This is a genomic window from Bacillus sp. HMA207, from assembly GCF_003402455.1.
GTDB lineage: Bacteria > Bacillota > Bacilli > Bacillales > Bacillaceae_G > Bacillus_A > Bacillus_A cereus.
Map to the genome: position 1 here is coordinate 1,073,500 of NZ_BEZT01000001.1, position 19,566 is coordinate 1,093,065.

Here is a 19,566-nt window from a genome sequence, read left to right on the forward strand (position 1 = left end):
ATTATTGGCTATGAATCATTCTATTTATTTTATTACGAGTATAAGAAATAAATGAGCGGTGTTTTTTTACAAGGAATTTATTTATCATGCAAACAGTATAAAAAATCTTACTGTTGTGAGGTGAAATGAAAAACAGAAACTATGTTTAATAGTTTCTGTTTTTTTATTTTGTCAATTAAATGTAACAAACGACGATTATGATTTGAATCAATTGAAAATAATTCAATAAATATTATTTAAATTGAGATGTTTCGTAGGAGGAAAAAGAATGTTAAATAAAATAATTTTAATTACTGGTGGGACAGGTTCGTGGGGGCATGAACTTATAAAACAATTATTAGAAAAATCACCGAAAGAAATTAGAATTTTTTCAAGAAATGAAACGGTTCAGTTTGAAATGCAGCAAAAGTATATAAATGATGATAGGTTAAAATTTATTATTGGAGATATTCGTGATAAAGATCAACTAGTCTATGCTTGCCAAGGTGTACATTATGTGTTCCATCTTGCAGCTTTAAAACATGTTCCAGTATGTGAGTATTATCCTTATGAAGCTATAAAAACCAATATACATGGTACGCAAAATGTAATTGAAGCCTCTATACAGATGCAAGTTGAAAAAGTTATATATGTTTCAACGGATAAAGCAGCCGATCCATCAAATACGTATGGGATGACAAAAGCAATTGGTGAAAAATTAATGGTTCATGCGAATATACAAACGAAGAAAACAAAATTCATTTGTGTTCGTGGTGGAAATGTTTTGGGAACGAGTGGAAGTGTAGTACCACTTTTTAAACAACAAATTAAAAGATCTTCACCAGTAGGGATTACCGATGCGAATATGACTAGATTTTTCTTAACAGTTGAAGATGCTGTTGGATTGTTATTTAAAGCAGTATATCAAGGTAGAGGCGGGGAAATCTTTGTTATGAAAATGCCGGCATGTAAAATAACAGATTTAGCAGAAATATTAATTGAAGATTCAAAAAAAGAAAATATTAAGGTGAAAGAGGTAGGGATAAGACCGGGTGAAAAATTAAGTGAAATGCTTCTATCTGAGGTAGAGAGTAAAACAAGTATAAGTTTTGATCAAAATTATTTTGTGGTACTACCGACGATTCCTATCGAAGGACTTCAAGAATATTATTCTAGCTATCCGCTAGTGGATGTGAAGAGTTTTAGTTCTCAACAAGACTTGCTTGCAAAACATGAGGTGAAACAAATGCTATTAAAAGGAGGGTTTTTGCGATGAAAAAAAATGCGAGCCTTTTAATAACTGGTGCAAATGGTTTCACAGGACGCCATGCTTGCCACTATTTTTTAGAGCAGGGCTTTCATGTAATTCCTATGTTTCAAAATCGTGCACATAGAGAAAAAATTAGAAATGGTATTACGTGTAATTTAACTAATAAGAGCGAAGTAATGAAGGTAATGAAACAAATAAAGCCAGACTACGTATTGCATTTAGCAGGAAGGAATTCGGTTATAGAATCTTGGACAGCTGCTCTTGAGTATATAGAGATTAATGTAATAGGAACGTTATATTTATTAGAAGCAATTAAGCAAGAAGCCTCGCATTGTAGAACATTAGTTATAGGATCTGCTTTGCAAGCAGATAGTATGAACGAAATAAAAATTTCAAATCCATATAGTTTAAGTAAAACGATGCAAGTCATTATCGCAGAGGCTTGGGGAGGATTAATGGATTCAAATATTATCATTGCAAAGCCCTCAAACTTAATTGGTCCAGGGGAATCGAATGGCATTTGTTCGATTCTCGCAAAGAAAATGATAGATATAGAATCAGGTAGAAGTAAAGCCATTATTGAAGTAAACAGTTTGAAAGATAGTAGAGATTTTCTAGATGTACGTGATGCGATTAAAGCGTATCATGTGTTATTACGAGATGGAATAAATGGAAAACAATATAATATCGGATCAGGAGTAAAACAATCTTTATTAAATGTACTAGAACAATATAAAGAATTAACACAGCTAAATTTTTTTATAGAGGAAACAGGGAAAAGTGGGAGCGACTCAAATGAGAGTTTAGCAATAGAGGAAATAAAAAGGTTAGGTTGGATCCCAGAAATTGAATTTCATCAATCATTAAAAGATGTACTTGAGTATGCGAAGTGTAGTGACATCTGCATGCAATGAAAAACAAAAAAGGGTGTAAGAAATATATGAATGATTATGAAATAATAGATAATCAAAATACGCTATTTCTTTCAATTGTTGATACGTTGGATTGGAGAGATGAAGAAGCGCATGTATTGCGTCTGTATGAGGCAATACATAAATATCAAGCGTATGTAGAAGAAAAAAGGGTTAATCAAATAAAGTCAGCATTAGAGACGGAAACTAGGTATGTGATTCAAATCTTTGCTCAATACGAGTGTAGTGAGTATGGAAATGATTTTTATGAACTCATTAACGATCTTTTACAAGATATAGAGGTGGAGTTAAAGATTTATATAAAAAATAATAAGTTTATTTACATTTAAAAGGTAAAGAGAAAGCTAGATTTTTAATAATAAAGGTGGGTATAAGTTATGAGCAAAACGATTCTTTTTACTGGGGGCGGTACAGCCGGACACGTTATGATTAATATTGTATTAATTCCTAAATTTATAGAGAAAGGCTGGAGAGTCGAGTATATTGGATCCAAAAATGGAATTGAAAAATCATTAGTGCAAAATGTTAAATACAATAGTGTTTCAACGGGAAAGCTTAGGAGATATTGGGATTGGGAGAATTTTAAAGATCCTTTTAAAATTATACGCGGTTGTTTACAAAGTTATAATTTAATTAAGAAAACAAAGCCTGACGTTATCTTTTCAGCAGGAGGATTTGTTTCAGTTCCTGTAGCTATAGGAGCATGGTTAAATCGTGTGCCTATAATTATACGTGAACCAGATAGCACATTAGGGCTTGCCAATAAAATAGCATTACCTTTTGCTACAAAGCTATGCACAACATTTCCTCAGACAGGAGAAAATGTAAGTAATGAGAAGAAGGTTTATGTAGGACCAATTGTAAGGGAAGAAATTGAGAAGGGTAACGTATTACGAGGAAGAAGATATTGTGAATTTCAGCAAGATAAACCAGTATTATTAATTATGGGTGGGAGTCAGGGTGCTAAGTGGATAAATGATATGGTAAGGGAATGTGTAGATACAATACTATTAAACTTTAATATTATTCATATATGTGGTAAAGGGAAGGTAGACCCATCTATTGGCATGGAGGGATATATGCAATTTGAATATATAGGCGACGAGTTGCCGCATATACTAAATATGGCAAGTGTTGTAGTTTCTAGAGCCGGTTCTACTGCTATTTCTGAATTGTTATTTTTGAAGAAACCGATGTTGCTTATCCCGTTAACTAACAGTTCCAGTAGGGGAGATCAAGTTTTAAATGCTGAATATTTTTCACGGCAAGGATATGCGGAAGTTATACTCCAAGACAGAGTAAGTACGAATACATTTATACATGCAGTAAATAAGTTGTATACAAATAAGGAGAAATATATTCAAAACATGAATGGATATAAGAAAACAAATGATGAGGGAATTCATCAAATAATAGATATAATAAATGAAGTGGTGAAGTAATAGAAATGTAAATAGAAAAACAAAAGGAAAGAAGGTATCTTCTTTCCTTTTTGCTATATTTGTTCTAATTAGTTATGTACTATGGGTGAATGCCTTTTTCTAATAGCTCAGTAAATGCATGAATATGGATAGGTTTACTGTAATAATAACCTTGAATAAACTGACATTTATTTTTTTGAAGGAAATTTACGTGCTCTTTCGTTTCTACACCTTCAGCAATGACAGACATTCCTAATGTATTTGCTAATGTGATGATCGTTTTAATAATTTCCATTCCATCATCACATGTTTCAGACATTGTAATAAATTCTCTCGGGATTTTTAACGTATCAATTGGATACAAAGGTAAGTAGGCTAGCGAAGAATAACCTGTACCAAAATCGTCGATAGAAATGTGAATCCCTAAACTTTTTAGTGTACGCAGTTTTATCAATGTTTCTCGCTCATCCATCATTGCAATTCGCTCTGTTAATTCAAGATCAAGAGAGCTTGCTGGTAAACCTGTATTTGTTAAAGTAGAAGAAATAGATTTTACAAAATCCTCTTGTTCAAATTCCTTAGCAGATAAATTTACACCTATTTTTAAATGTGAATATCCGAGTGCGTGCCAACGTTTCATTTGTTTACAAGCCTGCTCTAATGTCCATTTACCTATTGAAATAATTTGTAGTGTTTCTTCTGCAATCGGAATAAACTCGTATGGAGAAATAATACCTAATTCAGGATGATTCCACCTAATTAAAGCTTCTGCACCGATAATTTTATTAGATTCACTATCAACTTGAGGTTGATACAAAAGGAACAATTCTTCATTTTGTAGTGCGTTTGGTAAATCTTTTTCTAATCGCAATCGTCTTTCAATTTTTTTAGCGATTACATCGTCATAAATAGATACAGAGTTAAGTTCTTTTGCTTTTGCATCATACATTGCAACATTAGCGTTTTTCAGAAGTGTAGCGGTATCGATTCCGGAATGTGGATAAATAGCGATGCCGATACTCAGTGATAAAGTTAATTTATGCTCATGTATGATAAATGACTTTTTCATGCATTTAAATAATTGGTTACATAATTGGAATAAGTAATCTTCGTCAGTATAGTTTTCAATTATGATTGTAAATTCATCGCCACCGATTCTTGAAAGATGAGTATGTGATGGAAGACATGATTGGAATCGCTTTGCTACTTCTTCTAATATGTAATCTCCTGATGAATGTCCAAGTGTATCGTTAATTGCTTTAAAGCGATCTAAATCTAAATATAATAATGCAAACTCGCTTTCTGTTATTTCAGCATTTTTTATAACTCTCTTTAATTTCTTATGGAAAAAGGCACGGTTACCAATTTTCGTTACAGTGTCATGGAATGCTAAATATTTTATTTCTTCTTGCTGTTTTTTTAGTGCAGTAATATCTTTCACCATAATATAGCTTCCTGAAATTTGTCCGTCTATTATAATAGGAATGATTGTAACGTATAAAAAATAAGTAAAGCCATCTTTATATTGAGAACTAAGTTGTAAGAATGCCGATTCTTGTTGTTTCACTTTTTCTAATGCCAATGCTAGCTTATGCTTATCTTCATCTAAAATGATCGAAAAACAAGTTTCACCTAGTAACTCATCCGTTGGTGCCCCAAGTAGTACACTCCCAGCCTTATTTACATTTAAGAATATTCCATTTAAATCAATGGTGAAGATAGGGTCAGGATGATATTCATATAATGATTTAAACTTTTGCTGTTTTTGAGAAAGAGCCTCTGATTTATGAACTAGATCAGACGTCCGTAAAGTAACTTTTTCTTCTAGTTGGGCATTAAATGCCTGCAAACGTTTTGTTAAGGAATTGTTTTGCATACGTACGATAGAATGACGAATGAGTACGAAAATAAAAGTAATACAATTTCCTGTAATGAGAGTTGAAGATGATGTTTGTTCTTTTAATGTAAACCCGATTAGTATTGCAACAGCAAGATAGGGAAATACAACTAAAGCTTTTTTTCCTATTATAGGGTTTACAAGGAAATAATTTTTATGGCTATTATGATCTTCTGAAATAGAGCCAGCTATTGCAATAAGTAATATAGGTATTCTATATAAAAGACGTAATAATATTATCGTTTCAGTTGATAAGTGGTTATTTAAGTAAAAATAAATATAGTTAAAAGTTGCAGAACTTATTAATACAAAAATAAAGATATAAATTTTCCGTTTGGAATTAAAAATTGTTGGACGGAAAATGAGACTAACACCTAGCAGTAGAAATAATAAATCTGCAATTGGGTATAAAAATGAAAGGAAAACATCTCCTAGTGAAAGAGCGAATATATTTAAATTTGGTTGATTAAATAAATACCATTCTAATGTAAATATGGAAGTAAGCACTATGCATATATCACAAATAAAGAACGCTTTTTCCCATTTATTGCATTCCTTTAAGATTTTATAGCAGAAAGCGATAAGACAGAAAAATAGAAAAAACATGTAAAATACATCAGAAACCGTAAAACGATGTATTGGAATTTCGAAGAAGCTATCTTGATATGTATATACTATTTTCCCTAATAAAAAACTACCAATTGCTATTGTAATACATATCCAAAACGGATTTGAACTGACTTTTTTAGAATATATAGAGTAAATCAGTGATACAAATGTAATGGCTTCAACGACAAGTGAAGCGAAGCGTACATCTGAATTTGAAAAATGAGTAGGGAATAGATAGAAAAACATAAAATAGATTGAATAGCATATTAATGTTCCGATTAATATACATAATTGTAAATTTTTATTTAATTTCAATGAAATCACCTTCTTTAATTATGCACTATGTTCGTTATATCTATACATAATAATATTATTTAAGAATTGTATCAGATTTCCTTATAAAAATCATGTTTATAAGGAAAGTGTTAAAGAGTGTAAGTATTCTTAAGGTTGAAAAAATATTGCGGTTGATAGTACAGACTGTATTAAGACTTTAAATAGAAATTGTATATTTAGTCATCCTTTGAATTGTAAAGTTTTTTTAGTGATTTGTAAGTGGAGATGCAAAATTGCATATAAAATGATGAGTATCTTTTTTGGTGAGCTTTTTATTTTTAATCTGAAAATTAATATTTGTGAAAATGTTGAGAAAAGATATAAAATAAGAACGTGTATTCTTACAGAGTGGAATAGTATTGCCACTAAATAGGGAGGCTTTTTTATGATATATCGAATTAAAGATGCAGAAATATACTATGAAATTGTGGGAGAGGGTAAACCGGTCATTATCATACATGGCTGCGCCCCTGACCATAGGTTAATGATGAAATGTATGGAATCAGTATTTCAGAAATATGAAGGTTATAAGCGAATATATATTGATTTACCTGGAATGGGAAAATCGAATGCTCCAAATTGGATAAATAGTTCAGATCGTATAGTAGAAGTGCTTATCACATTTATTGAGGAAATCATTTCTACTGAAAAATTTTTATTGGTAGGAGAATCATATGGAGGCTATTTAGCCAAAGGTATACTTGCAAAGATGTTTGAGAGAGTTAGCGGATTACTATTAGTATGTCCTGTTATTGTAGCGGAGTCAGAAAAAAGGATTCTTCCATATAAACAGGTAATTGTACAAGATGAGGAATTTTTAAATACGCTCACTTCCACAGAAAGAGAGGAATTTTGTGAGTTAGCTGTAATAGCAAATGAATATACATATAAGCGATTTAAAGAAGAAATTAAGCCTGGGTTAGATGTTGCTAATTATGAATTTATTGAAAGGTTACAAAAGAATTACTCTCTTACTATGGATTTTCAGCATGAAAAATATGAAAATCCCGTTCTTTTACTGACTGGAAGACAAGATATATCAGTAGGTTATCAAAATATTATAGAAATTATTGAAGAATATCCAAGGGCAACATTAGCAGTGTTAGATATGGCAGGGCATAATTTGCAAATTGAGCAGCCTGAATTATTTGAGAGTTTAGTAGGAGAATGGATTAGACGAACAAATCAGCACAGTTTATAAAGTATTTTAGTATTACCCCTAAGTGTTGAAATGGGATAAATGAACGTGATTTATTAACTTATCTCGCTATTTGCCGGGCAGCCCGATTAGTGAGGGCTGATTAAAGTTTCACTTTATAAAAAATTTTAAGGAGAAATTATGAGCACATATATTTATATGGTTAGACATGGTGAATCACCAAAACTAGAAGGAAATGAAAGAATGCGTGGATTAACTGAGAGGGGACATATGGATGCCCGTAGAGTAACTGACATATTAAAAGCGGAGAGGATTGATACTTTTATTTCCAGTCCTTATAATCGGGCTATGCTAACGATAGAGGAGTCAGCTAATTTCCATGAAAAAGAAATAGTAGTATATGAAAATCTTAAAGAGTGTATGTTTTCAAGTGAGGATCAGGTTATATCAGACAAAGAGGTGTATCCACTTGTACAGAAGATGTTCTCTAATCCGGACTTTGCACGAACGGAAGGAGAGTCATATGCAGATTGCCAGAGAAGAGTAGTGAAAGTATTAAAAGAAATCTTAATGGATTTTCGAGGATGCAAAATTGTAATTGGTACACATGGGCTTGTCATGACATTAATGATGAACTATTTTGATAAACAATATGGTTTTGAATTTTTAATGAATACGTCAAAACCGGATATATATAAGATGGAATTTAAAGAAGAACAATTAATGAATGTAGAGAGATTATGGAAAGCTGAATAAAATTAGTTGCATGGATTTTGTTGTAAAAGTTACTTTTATAGCAAAGTCTTTTTTTGAATAGAAAGCATCTTTATCAATTATTGTTAGAATGTTAAATAAATAAGTAATTATTCAGTCTTTGAATAAATTATGGAGAAATTGGTTTAGGGAAACAATTTTAAATGTGTCAAAATTCCAAACGTTGGATTTATATTCAATAGGAGAAAAAGATGTAGAATTTTGTCTTACAGTCCCCGTTTACTTTTCATTTCATTACATATAGGCTTTGTGGTGTAAGGGAGGACATTGCCTTTACGTAAAATCTATAAGGAGGTCATTGTAATGAAACAGATTAAAAAGTTTGCGGGAGTTGCTTTAGCAGGTACGATTGGATTAAGTGGACTACTGTTTTTAGAACCAAGTGTAAGCGTTGCGGAAGCACAGCAAGTGAAAGTAGAAAATTTCAATACAATTGATGTAACGATGAATCTAAATGAATTGTATGTATTAAGTGGCAGAAGCATTGATATTCTTTCTGGAGATAAAGAAGCAATTCAGTTAAATAAATACACAATTAGTTTTAATAAACCTGGGAAGTATGTGATTAAAGTAAATGGCTGTATTTATGATGATGTATATACTTTTATTGTAAATGAGTAGTATATATTCTTAAATTGCGAGATAAAAACAGCAACACCCTATTTGCGATGAGAGTCGTAAATAGGGTGGATTTATTTGTATTAAGCTGTACTTTAAATATGTTCGCTAATTTTCTTTTTGCCATGTAAAGTATGTAAAAGTGTTTGAAACATCTTAAATGATTGCTGAAAGATTGGGCTTTGAATAAAGGTGTACAGAAAAGTTACGATGAAAACAGGACCTCCTAGCATAAATCCAATAACTAGTACAATACATTCTACTATGATTCTAGCACGGCTAATAGAAAGTCCTGTTTTGTCTGAAATAGTAAGCATGAATCCATCACGGGGTCCAGCGCCAATCCCAGCCGCAACGTACATACCTCCCCCGATACCTGTAATGGCAATACCAGAAAATAAAATGAGTAAGTTTATCCATAAATAATTACTAGCGTCTGGAAGCATGTTTGATTGTAAGAAAAAGTCCATAATGGGACCGATAAGTAGTGCATTCAAAAATGTCCCCACATTTATATATTTTCGATCTACTAGTAAAGATATTAGAACGAGACATAACCCACATATGACACTCCACGTACCGATGGTCCATCCAAACTTTTGGTAGAGAGCCATATTTAAAACTTCCCAAGGGTGCAAGCCGAGAAATTTAACTTTGACTGCAAGAGCGTTTCCAAGGCCAAAGAAAATTAATCCTAAGAAAAAAAGAAAATAGCGAAAGAGAGTTAGCCTCATCTTTACAACCTCCCATATTTTATAATTATGTATGTTACCTGTTACAGTTTTAATGTACAAATATTATGTCTTTTTATCATTCGTTTAAAAGTGTTAACAATGTAAATGAAATATACATCTTCACAGTCAAAAAAGTTAAAATATTTCGTTTTAAGGATTATAATGGAGGGAGGAACATAAAAGGGAGTGAATGAAATTGAAACAAGAACTTATTGAAAGATTTACGAGATATGTAAAAATTGATACGCAATCAAATGAAGAAAGTCATACAGTACCAACAACACCAGGACAAATTGAGTTTGGTAAGTTATTAGTGGAAGAGCTAAAAGAAATTGGTTTAACAGAAGTAACGATGGATGATAATGGCTATGTAATGGCAACACTTCCAGCTAATACGGACAAGGATGTTCCTGTAATCGGATTTTTAGCCCATTTAGATACGGCAACAGACTTTACAGGGAAAAACGTCAAACCACAAATTCATGAAAATTTTGATGGTAATGCAATTACGTTAAATGAAGAGCTAAATGTTGTGTTAACACCAGAGCAGTTCCCGGAATTACCATCATATAAAGGACATACCATTATTACAACTGATGGTACAACACTTCTAGGAGCAGATGATAAAGCTGGTCTTACAGAAATTATGGTTGCAATGAACCATTTAATACATAATCCGCAAATTAAGCACGGGAAAATAAGAGTAGCATTTACACCGGATGAAGAAATTGGTCGTGGGCCAGCGCATTTTGATGTAGAAGCGTTTGGTGCATCATTCGCTTATACGATGGATGGAGGTCCATTAGGTGGTTTAGAGTATGAAAGTTTTAATGCTGCAGGTGCTAAGTTAACGTTTAACGGAACGAATACACATCCTGGAACAGCGAAAAATAAAATGCGCAATGCTACTAAACTGGCTATGGAGTTTAACGGGTATTTACCAGTAGAAGAGGCGCCAGAATATACAGAAGGCTATGAGGGATTCTATCATTTACTTTCTTTAAATGGTGATGTTGAGCAAAGTAAAGCGTATTATATTATTCGAGACTTTGATCGTGAAAATTTTGAGGCACGTAAAAATAACGTTAAAAATATTGTGAAGACTATGCAAGAAAAATATGGCGAAGATGCAGTCGTTTTAGAAATGAATGATCAATACTATAACATGCTTGAAAAAATTGAACCGGTAAGAGAAATTGTTGATATTGCATATGAAGCAATGAAAAGTTTAGACATTGAACCAAATATTCATCCGATTCGCGGAGGCACAGATGGATCACAATTATCATATATGGGATTACCGACGCCGAATATTTTCACTGGTGGTGAAAACTATCACGGTAAATTTGAGTATGTTTCGGTAGATACTATGGAAAAAGCTGTTCAAGTTATTGTGGAAATTGCAAGACGTTTTGAGGAGCAAGCTTAAAAAAGAACCAAGTAGTACGAATGTGCTACTTGGTTCTTTTAATATAGTACTCGCCACAAATAAAAAGTCGCATAAGACTCCCAATTAGCCCAGTTTGCCGCGAAATCTTTTATTTCATTTTTAGTCGGTTTATTTTCGGAACCTGTTATAAATTTAATTGCATTATGCAGACCAACATCATCAATTGGAAAAGCTGAAGGAAATCTTAAACAACGCATTAAAACATAGTTGGCAGTCCATGGTCCTATACCATGGATAGCGGTTAATTGTTTCTCAGCAACCTTTACATCTTGTGTTTGCAGTAAATCCTCTTTTAATAGTTTTCTCTCTGTAATAAGCTTCGCAATACCGATTAAATATTCACATTTTCTAGTCGTCATTTTTAATTGTTGGAGATCTTCTACATGTAGATTTGCAATTGTTTCAGGTGATGGGAATATCCAATGCTTTCTACCGTCCCATTCTACATAACTTCCAAATTGCTCAACTAATCTTCTTTTTAGCGTATAAGCATATGTTAAGTTAATTTGTTGACCGATAATTCCCCAGGAAAGTGCCTCAAATAAGTCTGGAATACCTAAAGTACGAAGGCCGTAATATTGTTCAATTGGTCCTTGAAGGAGTAAATCATGTTTAGCTAATGTATAAAAGGGAGCTAAATCAGTAGTTAAATCAAACCATTCTTTTACATAGTTAGCTACAGCTTCACGTATCGATTTTTCAGATGTATATGATTCTTCTAAACAATGTATTTGAATATTGCCATCTGTATTCACACTAATTTCAACTAAAGGATTTACATCTTGAACAGGGATAACTTTATAAATTTTGTTATCTTCAATATGGAACATACATTCATTGTTAGAACGTGATAGATAACGTAAATTTTCTTGGAAACAAAATTCTTTTGGAACTGCTATAGATAATACGCTATTATATTCTGCTGTCATATGAATTCCACCTGCAACTTTTCTAATGTAAGCAATTTTTTCTTCATTTCTAATCCACCCCTAAATCCGGTTAGTTTCCCATTCTTCCCAATAACGCGGTGACAAGGAATGGTGATAAGAAGAGGATTAGCAGCAATAGCAGAAGCAACGGCGCGCACAGCTTTAGGTTTTTGAATTCTTTCAGCAATTTCTGTATAAGAATATGTCTTTCCATAAGGAATTTCACGTACCGTATTCCAAACAGATAATTGAAAATTAGTTCCATAAGCATCGATAGGGAATGTAAAAGTTTCTCGCTTGTTTTCTAAATACTCGATAACTTCTTTCGTATATATTTGCAAGTAATCTGGACTATGGATCAATATATGTTGGGGCAGTTTTTTTCTAGCCCATATATTTAATTCTTCAAAGTTTTCGTCTTGTGATCCAATGAAACATAGTCCATTTTCAGTTGCAGCAATATGAAATTGCCAATTTTTATGTGTAAGTAGCGTCCAATATATATAATTATTTTTGTAGGAATTCATTATCGTATCCCTCTTTCATCTCGTTCTTTTTTCGATATTCAGTAGGAGTAAATCCGGTTTTCTTTTTAAATAAAGTTGCAAAATATTCTGGGTTTTCTATCCCGACAGCAGTACTAATTTCTTTAATAGATTGATTTGTGTGTAAAAGGTATTCGGTTGCTTTAAGAATCCTGAATTGTTGTATATATTCTATAGGAGTTAGCCCTATTATTCTTTTGAAAGTACGTTGTAAATGAAAAGGGCTACCGTGACACATTTCCGCAAGCATGTCGAGAGTTAAAGATTTGTCATAATGCTTTTCGATATAGTCTTTAATTTGTTTTACCCACTCTTCATTAGGTAAAGTGATTCCATTTGGCTTACAACGTTTGCACGGGCGAAAGTTTTCACTTAATGCTTGCTCTGCATGATGAAAAATTCGTACATTGTTTCTATTCGGTATTCTTGATTTGCATGATGGTCTGCAAAAGATTCCAGTTGATTTCACAGCATAAAAGAATTTGCTATCATAGGAAGAATCATTATGAATAATTGCTTGCCAATACTCATTTGTTAATGTAACTCCTTCATTGTGCATAGAACATCACCTCTGAAATTAGTATAACCTGAATAAAGTGCGTATGTATGTATTCATAAATGTAAGAGCAAGATTACAAAGGTGAAAATATTGGATGGCGTTTAGATTATTTTGTTGTTTCGGAACGAATGAAAGACCAAATAACAGAAGCGAAAATTAATAGTGAAGTAATGGGGTCAGACCATTGTCCAGTTGAATTACATATAAATTTCTAAAAAAAAGAAGTATCTCCCTAATATTAGGGAGATACTTCTTTTTTTAATTCAGTTTGTTAAAATTTTTCAAATCATTCTTGAAATAATTTCATATTAAATATATACTTAGTAACGATAATCATTATCAGTGAAAATGATTATCAAGTGATGAAGGCGTAAAAGAATTATAGTCTAGGGGAAGTGAACGGGAATGAGTTCTGGATAAAATTATTAATCTAATGAAATATATATATGGGACAAGATTCATATAGTTAAATTTTATTGAGAATATAGTTTGAAAATTCGAGAGGAGACATATAAAGATGAACAAGAAATTATTTACTTTAGGGATGGTTACAGTTTTAAGTGTAGGTTTAGCGGCATGTAATAGTGCGGATAAAACTTCAGGCGAGCAAAAACAACAGACAAAAGCTACGGAAACGAAAAAAGATGAAAAACGAAAAATCACATATTTAGGTAAAGAGTATACAGTGCCAGCAAAAGTAGATAAAATTGCGACAGCTAGTTTAGAGTCAATGGAAGATGCGGCAGTACTTGGAATTAAACCAGTTGGTGCCATTACTGTAGGTGGTAAATTACCAAAATATCTTGAAAAAGAGTTAGAAGGTGCTAAATCTGTTGGTGAGAAAATGCAACCCAATTTCGAAACATTACTACAATTAAAACCAGATGTTATTACATCGAGTACGAAATTCCCAGCAGAAACAGCTGAAAAGTTTACGAAAGTAGCTCCTACATTCCCGGTATCACACGTTTCAACAAATTGGGAAGATAACTTAAAGTTAATGGGAGAATTAACTGGTAAAAAAGATAAAGCAGAAAAAATTATTAAGGATTACAATTCGGACGCTGAAAAAGCAAAAGCAAAACTAGGAGATAAGTTAAAAGATAAAAAAGTACTTGTCATAAGACTAAGAGCAAATGAATTATTCCTATATCCAGAAGGAGTATACTTCAACCCTGTAATTTATAAAGATCTTGGACTAACTGCTCCAGAACAATTGAAAACTGTAAAAGCACAAGAGAAAATTTCATTTGAAAAACTTGCTGAACTTAACCCAGATTATATTTTCTTACAATATGAGGCAAGTGAAAATAAAAACCCGAAAGTGTTAGAAGAAATTGAAAGTAATCCAATTTGGCAAAGTATGAATGCTGCGAAGGAAAAGAAAGTATTTGTAAATGTTGTAGATCCAATGGCACAAGGTGGTACAGCTTGGAGTAAAACAGCATTCTTAAAAGAAGCCGTGAAAAATTTATCTAAATAATACAATAAGTAAGGTGCGTTGAATGATATGCAGAAAACAAATGCAGTACCAGTAACTATATTATGTATAGCACCCATACTCATCTTATTTACAATTATACTTTCGATTTTGTATGGGGCAAAAAGTATTGACGCTGAAACAGTGTGGAACGCATTATTTCATTTTGATTCAAGCGATGTAAATCATAATATTATTATTACTTCACGTTTACCAAGGGTAGTTGCAGCTCTTTTAGTCGGAGCATTTCTAGCCATATCAGGAGCACTTATGCAGGGGATGACAAGAAACTATCTTGCATCCCCTTCTATTATGGGTGTGACGGATGGCGCTGCCTTTGTTATTACACTTAGCATGATTTTTCTTCCGGGAATGTCATCAATTGGTATGGTTGTATGTTCAATGATTGGTTCTGCACTAGGAGCCGGTATCGTATTTGGTTTTGGTTCGCTCCTTCAAAATGGCTTATCACCAGTTAGGTTAGCGATTATAGGAACAGTTATTGGAACATTTTTAAGTAGTGTATCGGCTGCAATGGCTTCGTATTTCCAAATTTCTCAAAATGTTAGTTTTTGGTTTAATGCAAAGTTAGATCAAGTAGATCCTAATATCATTAAAATCACGATACCGTTTGGGATAATTGGAATAATTTTAGCATTGTTAATATCAAAATCTATTACCATTCTTTCATTAGGCGAAGAGGTTTCTATTAATTTAGGGCAACGTACAAAACTAGTTAAAGCGATGGCAATTTTATCGGTAATTTTCTTAACAGGAACAGCAGTTGCTTTAGTGGGGAAAGTTGGTTTTGTAGGTTTAATTATTCCGCACATTACGCGCTTTATAATTGGGGTAGATTATAAGTGGATTTTGCCATGTGCAGGTGTTATTGGTGGCGTTTTCTTAGCGTTATGTGACGTTTTGAGTAGATTTATAAACTATCCATTTGAAACACCTATTGGAGTCGTTACCTCTTTAATTGGAATTCCTTTCTTCCTTTATTTAATCCGTACTAGAGGAGGAGAGAGACATGCTTAAAAGTTCAAGTCAACGTTTCGGAATGACGATGGGGATTATTATATTTTTAATACTATGTGCTATTTATATTAGTTTAACAAATGGTACGTTCGACATTACGATTACAGATGTATTTAAAACACTTTTTAGAATTGATCCAGTACCAGAACATGATTTAGTTATTTTTGAGTTTCGCCTTCCGCGCATCGTAATTGCTGGATTAGTAGGATTAGGCCTTGGTGTTGCGGGTGCCGTTATTCAAGGGATTACGAGAAATGGGTTGGCGGACCCAGGTATTTTAGGCGTAAATGCCGGAGCAGGAACAGCGATTGTCATTTTTATGTTTTTCTTTCAAGGGCAATTAAAAAGCACAGACTGGGTTTCTATTATGATGATGCCAATGTTTGGTTTAGTAGGCGGATTAGGTGCAGCTATCATCATTTATCTGTTTTCTTGGAAAAACGGTAAATTAGATTCGCAGCGACTTTTATTAACAGGGATTGCAATTGGATCAGGATTTGGAGCCTTTTCTATGTACTTATCACTCAAAATGAAGTCAACTGATTTTGAAATGGCCGCAGTGTGGGTGTCTGGAAGCATATATAGTGCAAACTGGAAGTATATTGTGGCTATGTTACCATGGCTTATTATCTTAATTCCGCTTATACAAAAGAAAGCTTATTTATTAGATTTATTTCAATTGGAAGAAACGAGTATTACAAGTTTAGGTGTTTCAGTAGAAAGAGAGAAATCGATTTTACTATTAAGTAGTATCGGGCTTGTGAGCGCATGTGTTGCTGTTTCAGGGAGTATCGGTTTTATTGGCTTAATGGCACCGCATATAGCGAAAAGGCTTGTCGGTATTCAACATAAGTATATAATTCCTACGTGCGGCGTAATCGGAATGTTTCTTGTAATTGCTTCAGACTTTATTGCGAAAACAGTTTTTACACCTGTAGAGCTACCAGTTGGAATCGTTATTTCTATTGTCGGTGTACCGTATTTCTTATATTTACTTTATAAGGCGAAAGCGTAAGAGGAGGAATAAAAGTGAGTATTTTAAGTGCAAAAAATTTAGAAACAAGTTATGAAAAGCTTACAGTGTTTCGCGATTTAAATGTGGAAATACAAGAAGGAAAAGTAACGACAATTATAGGTCCAAACGGTTGCGGTAAATCGACATTGTTAAAAACAATGGGAAGAATTTTAAAACAAAAAAGCGGTAAAGTATATTTGCAAGGACAGGATTTACATACAATTCCAACGAAAGAAATTGCGAAGCAGTTAGCTTTACTCCCGCAAACTCCAATTGCACCAGGTGAGCTTAAAGTGGAAGAATTAATTTCTTATGGACGCTATCCACATCGAAATAACGTAAATAAGTTAACGACAAAAGATAAAGAAATGATTGATTGGGCATTAGATATAACGAAAACTTCTGAATTTCGAACAAGACAAATTGCAAATTTATCAGGTGGCCAAAGACAGAAGGTATGGCTAGCGATGGCATTAGCACAAGAGACAGAAGTGTTGCTATTAGATGAGCCAACTACATACCTTGATATGTCTCATCAATTAGATGTATTACAAATTGTGGAGAAGTTAAATAAAGAACATAATTGTACGGTTGTTATGGTATTACATGATATTAACCATGCATCAAGGTTTTCAGATGAAATTATTGCAATGAAGGAAGGAGAAATTGTTACAACTGGTAGCCCGGAAGAAATCATTACAAATGAAGTGTTAAAAGAAGTATTTCATATTGATGCACGTGTCATGATTGATCCGTATAACGGGGCTCCTGTTTGTTTCGGATATGATAGCGTTGTATCTGAAGAAGAAAAAATCGAAATATATGTAACAAGTTAAAAAAGAGGGGGAATAGGGTGAATACTACAGTTGAAAAACAGCAGATTATAACATCTAATACAGAGCAGTGGAAAATGTATTCAAAATTAGAAGGTAAGGAATATCAAATTCATATTTCAAAGCCGAGGCAACCAGCACCGGATTCAGGATATCCTGTCATTTACGTATTAGATGGCAATGCCTTTTTTCAAACATTTCATGAAGCAGTTAAAATACAATCAGTAAGAGCGGAAAAAACCGGTGTTTCACCAGCTATTATAGTAGCAGTGGGTTATCCAATTGAAGGCGCATTTTCAGGGGAAGAAAGGTGCTATGATTTTACGCCTAGCGTAATTTCAAAAGATGCCCCTTTAAAACCAGACGGTAAACCGTGGCCTAAAACAGGAGGAGCACATAATTTCTATACTTTTATTGAAGAAGAACTGAAACCACAAATTGAAAAGAATTTTGAGATTGATAAAAGTAAGCAAACGTTATTTGGACATTCTTTAGGTGGACTATTTGCTCTTTATATACTATTTACAAACTTAAATGCTTTTCAAAATTATTTTATTAGTAGTCCATCTATATGGTGGAATAATAAATCCGTACTTGAAAAAGAAGAGAACCTTATACATGAATTAAACAATGCTAAGTTTGAAACAGGAGTGTTCCTTACAGTTGGGTCACTAGAACGAGAGCATATGGTTGTAGGTGCAAATGAATTATCAGAGCGCCTTCTCCAAGTAAACCACGATAAACTTAAATTTAAGTTTTATGAAGCTGAAGGGGAGAATCATGCATCTGTTGTGCCGACGTCTTTAAGTAAAGGATTGAGGTTTATTAGTTACGTATAGGAAAAAAGGTTATGGATAAAACATTCCATAACCTTTTTTAATATGTAGAATTGTCCTTTTCGAAAGTTTTGTTTCGACTTTTTGTCTAAAGAGACAAAAAGTTGTCACAAATCGGTCACAATTAGCATAAACATAAAATAGACGAAATGAACTTATTTCCAAAAAGGCTTGGTTTATTTCAATCATGATTCGTAGAGTTGAAAAAGCATGGATTAAAAGTTCACTATATTCCCAAGGAGGTAGATCGTATGAAAACAATTCTTGCTATCGCTGGACTTATTTGGGTTTTATCGCATGGCATCCCAATTTATGAAGGAGAACAAATTCGCAGTGCTCTGAATAAAAATTTTAATGAATATCATATCATTAATCGGCAAGATAATGTTGTGACAGTTCGAGTGAATGATTGTTTTCATACGGTAACCGTTGAAGGAACTTCAGTAGTAAATGATACAAGAGTATGTGATCAACAATAATTATATATGGAAAGAAAAATTCTAGGATTAAATATCTGAAAATTAAAATTAAAACATTATAGACGAAGAATAAGCGGGGGCGGGTAATCCCCGCTTATTCTTGTTTCACTTTATTGAATTTTGATGAGAGATATAATGATTTTGTGACAAAAAGGAAAGGGTATACTGAAAATTGAGATTAAGAAGCTAATGAGTTGTTAAGAATAATCATAAAGTGTAAATATACTCTTATGGGGTATCATGCGTAGATATTTAATGCTATAATTGGTATACTCATAAAAAACAATTGTTTTATTGAATGAAGAGAAACTTTAAGAAGGTGATAATATGGATCATAAAGAGCATGAAGCAGTAACACATAGATCAGAAAAAGAAAAAGAACAGATTATAAATAGATTAAAGAGAATTGAAGGACAGGTCCGCGGTATTCAAAATATGATTGAAAATGATCGTTATTGCGTGGATATTTTAGTGCAAATTTCAGCGATTAATGCAGCGATGAAAAAAGTAGGAATGGGTGTATTAAAAAACCATACAAGTCATTGTGTTTCAGGTGCTATTAAAGATGGCAATGGTGACGAAGCAATTGAAGAATTAATGACTGTATTTGAACGTTTTTCAAAAGCGTAAAAACAAGCTAGTATGTCACTGGCTTGTTTTTTTGTTTACCCTC

General features: G+C 32.9%; 20 protein-coding genes and 1 pseudogene. 16 read left to right on the plus strand and 5 right to left on the minus strand.

Annotation, left to right across the window (positions count from 1 at the left end):
- Positions 1-268 precede the first annotated feature (268 nt).
- From HMAS_RS05790 to HMAS_RS05805, 4 genes are read left to right on the plus strand one after another with little or no spacing between them, the layout of a single operon-like run.
- Positions 269-1,255: a UDP-N-acetylglucosamine 4,6-dehydratase family protein gene (locus HMAS_RS05790; protein ID WP_025709010.1), complete on the plus strand. Its 987-nt coding sequence runs from the start codon at positions 269-271 to the stop codon at positions 1,253-1,255.
- Positions 1,252-2,163: an NAD-dependent epimerase/dehydratase family protein gene (locus tag HMAS_RS05795; protein WP_000739075.1), complete on the plus strand. Its 912-nt coding sequence runs from the start codon at positions 1,252-1,254 to the stop codon at positions 2,161-2,163. The genes HMAS_RS05790 and HMAS_RS05795 overlap by 4 nt, the downstream gene beginning before the upstream one ends.
- Positions 2,160-2,510: a DUF6572 domain-containing protein gene (locus HMAS_RS05800; RefSeq protein WP_015055176.1), complete on the plus strand. Its 351-nt coding sequence runs from the start codon at positions 2,160-2,162 to the stop codon at positions 2,508-2,510. The genes HMAS_RS05795 and HMAS_RS05800 overlap by 4 nt, the downstream gene beginning before the upstream one ends.
- 48 nt (positions 2,511-2,558) lie before the next feature.
- Positions 2,559-3,623, plus strand: coding sequence for an undecaprenyldiphospho-muramoylpentapeptide beta-N-acetylglucosaminyltransferase (locus tag HMAS_RS05805; protein WP_000047564.1), 1,065 nt, complete (start codon positions 2,559-2,561; stop codon positions 3,621-3,623).
- A gap of 79 nt (positions 3,624-3,702) precedes the next feature.
- Here the strand turns inward: HMAS_RS05805 and HMAS_RS05810 are convergent, their stop codons facing one another.
- Positions 3,703-6,423 carry a putative bifunctional diguanylate cyclase/phosphodiesterase gene (locus tag HMAS_RS05810; RefSeq protein ID WP_025709007.1) on the minus strand — a complete coding sequence of 907 codons (2,721 nt, stop codon included), beginning with the start codon at positions 6,421-6,423 and terminating at the stop codon, positions 3,703-3,705.
- 406 nt (positions 6,424-6,829) lie between these two features.
- Between HMAS_RS05810 and HMAS_RS05815 the strand changes: the two genes are divergently transcribed.
- The 3 genes from HMAS_RS05815 (at position 6,830) to HMAS_RS05825 (ending at position 8,998) form a co-directional block, all read left to right on the plus strand.
- Positions 6,830-7,645: an alpha/beta fold hydrolase gene (locus tag HMAS_RS05815; protein ID WP_025709005.1), complete on the plus strand. Its 816-nt coding sequence runs from the start codon at positions 6,830-6,832 to the stop codon at positions 7,643-7,645.
- 138 nt (positions 7,646-7,783) lie between these two features.
- A complete protein-coding gene (locus HMAS_RS05820) occupies positions 7,784-8,359 on the plus strand; it encodes a histidine phosphatase family protein (protein WP_000109179.1) in 576 nt (191 codons plus the stop codon).
- A gap of 321 nt (positions 8,360-8,680) precedes the next feature.
- Entirely contained in the window at positions 8,681-8,998 is a 318-nt protein-coding gene (locus HMAS_RS05825; RefSeq protein WP_000809495.1) for a hypothetical protein, read from the plus strand.
- 92 nt (positions 8,999-9,090) lie between these two features.
- On the opposite strand, the gene HMAS_RS05830 is transcribed toward HMAS_RS05825, so the two are convergent.
- A complete protein-coding gene (locus HMAS_RS05830; protein WP_001241256.1) occupies positions 9,091-9,729 on the minus strand; it encodes a YczE/YyaS/YitT family protein in 639 nt (212 codons plus the stop codon).
- A gap of 196 nt (positions 9,730-9,925) precedes the next feature.
- On the opposite strand from HMAS_RS05830, the gene pepT reads away from it, so the two are divergent.
- A complete protein-coding gene (gene pepT / locus HMAS_RS05835) occupies positions 9,926-11,158 on the plus strand; it encodes a peptidase T (protein WP_000807014.1) in 1,233 nt (410 codons plus the stop codon).
- A 38-nt stretch (positions 11,159-11,196) separates the two neighbouring features.
- On the opposite strand, the gene HMAS_RS05840 is transcribed toward pepT, so the two are convergent.
- Genes HMAS_RS05840 through HMAS_RS05850 form a run of 3 tightly spaced genes read right to left on the minus strand, consistent with a single transcriptional unit; the run spans position 11,197 to position 13,212 of the window.
- Positions 11,197-12,108, minus strand: a complete 912-nt coding sequence (locus HMAS_RS05840; RefSeq protein ID WP_000123520.1) for a DNA-3-methyladenine glycosylase 2 — start codon at positions 12,106-12,108, stop codon at positions 11,197-11,199.
- Complete coding sequence (locus HMAS_RS05845; RefSeq protein WP_001089833.1) at positions 12,105-12,635, minus strand: methylated-DNA--[protein]-cysteine S-methyltransferase; 531 nt, start codon at positions 12,633-12,635, stop codon at positions 12,105-12,107. Before HMAS_RS05845 ends, HMAS_RS05840 begins: the two co-directional genes overlap by 4 nt.
- Positions 12,616-13,212, minus strand: coding sequence for a bifunctional transcriptional activator/DNA repair enzyme AdaA (locus tag HMAS_RS05850; RefSeq protein ID WP_006922223.1), 597 nt, complete (start codon positions 13,210-13,212; stop codon positions 12,616-12,618). The genes HMAS_RS05845 and HMAS_RS05850 overlap by 20 nt, the downstream gene beginning before the upstream one ends.
- Positions 13,213-13,289: 77 nt before the next feature.
- On the opposite strand from HMAS_RS05850, the pseudogene HMAS_RS05855 reads away from it, so the two are divergent.
- From HMAS_RS05855 to HMAS_RS05890, 8 genes and pseudogenes are all read left to right on the plus strand, one after another.
- A pseudogene (locus HMAS_RS05855) lies at positions 13,290-13,427 on the plus strand (exodeoxyribonuclease III); the annotation flags it as partial.
- Positions 13,428-13,729: 302 nt separating this feature from the next.
- Positions 13,730-14,695 carry an iron-hydroxamate ABC transporter substrate-binding protein gene (locus HMAS_RS05860; RefSeq protein WP_001035506.1) on the plus strand — a complete coding sequence of 322 codons (966 nt, stop codon included), beginning with the start codon at positions 13,730-13,732 and terminating at the stop codon, positions 14,693-14,695.
- Positions 14,696-14,722: 27 nt separating this feature from the next.
- Positions 14,723-15,730, plus strand: coding sequence for a FecCD family ABC transporter permease (locus HMAS_RS05865; protein ID WP_006922226.1), 1,008 nt, complete (start codon positions 14,723-14,725; stop codon positions 15,728-15,730).
- Positions 15,723-16,745, plus strand: coding sequence for a FecCD family ABC transporter permease (locus tag HMAS_RS05870; protein ID WP_000920450.1), 1,023 nt, complete (start codon positions 15,723-15,725; stop codon positions 16,743-16,745). Before HMAS_RS05865 ends, HMAS_RS05870 begins: the two co-directional genes overlap by 8 nt.
- A 14-nt stretch (positions 16,746-16,759) precedes the next feature.
- Positions 16,760-17,581 (plus strand): ABC transporter ATP-binding protein, encoded by an 822-nt coding sequence (locus HMAS_RS05875; RefSeq protein ID WP_006922230.1) that lies wholly within the window; start codon positions 16,760-16,762, stop codon positions 17,579-17,581.
- A 17-nt stretch (positions 17,582-17,598) separates the two neighbouring features.
- Complete coding sequence (locus HMAS_RS05880) at positions 17,599-18,417, plus strand: alpha/beta hydrolase (RefSeq protein WP_006922233.1); 819 nt, start codon at positions 17,599-17,601, stop codon at positions 18,415-18,417.
- A gap of 248 nt (positions 18,418-18,665) precedes the next feature.
- On the plus strand, positions 18,666-18,893 hold the full coding sequence (locus HMAS_RS05885; RefSeq protein WP_098905937.1) for a hypothetical protein: 228 nt from the start codon (positions 18,666-18,668) through the stop codon (positions 18,891-18,893).
- A gap of 327 nt (positions 18,894-19,220) precedes the next feature.
- Positions 19,221-19,523 carry a metal-sensing transcriptional repressor gene (locus tag HMAS_RS05890; RefSeq protein ID WP_000349636.1) on the plus strand — a complete coding sequence of 101 codons (303 nt, stop codon included), beginning with the start codon at positions 19,221-19,223 and terminating at the stop codon, positions 19,521-19,523.
- Positions 19,524-19,566 lie beyond the last annotated feature (43 nt).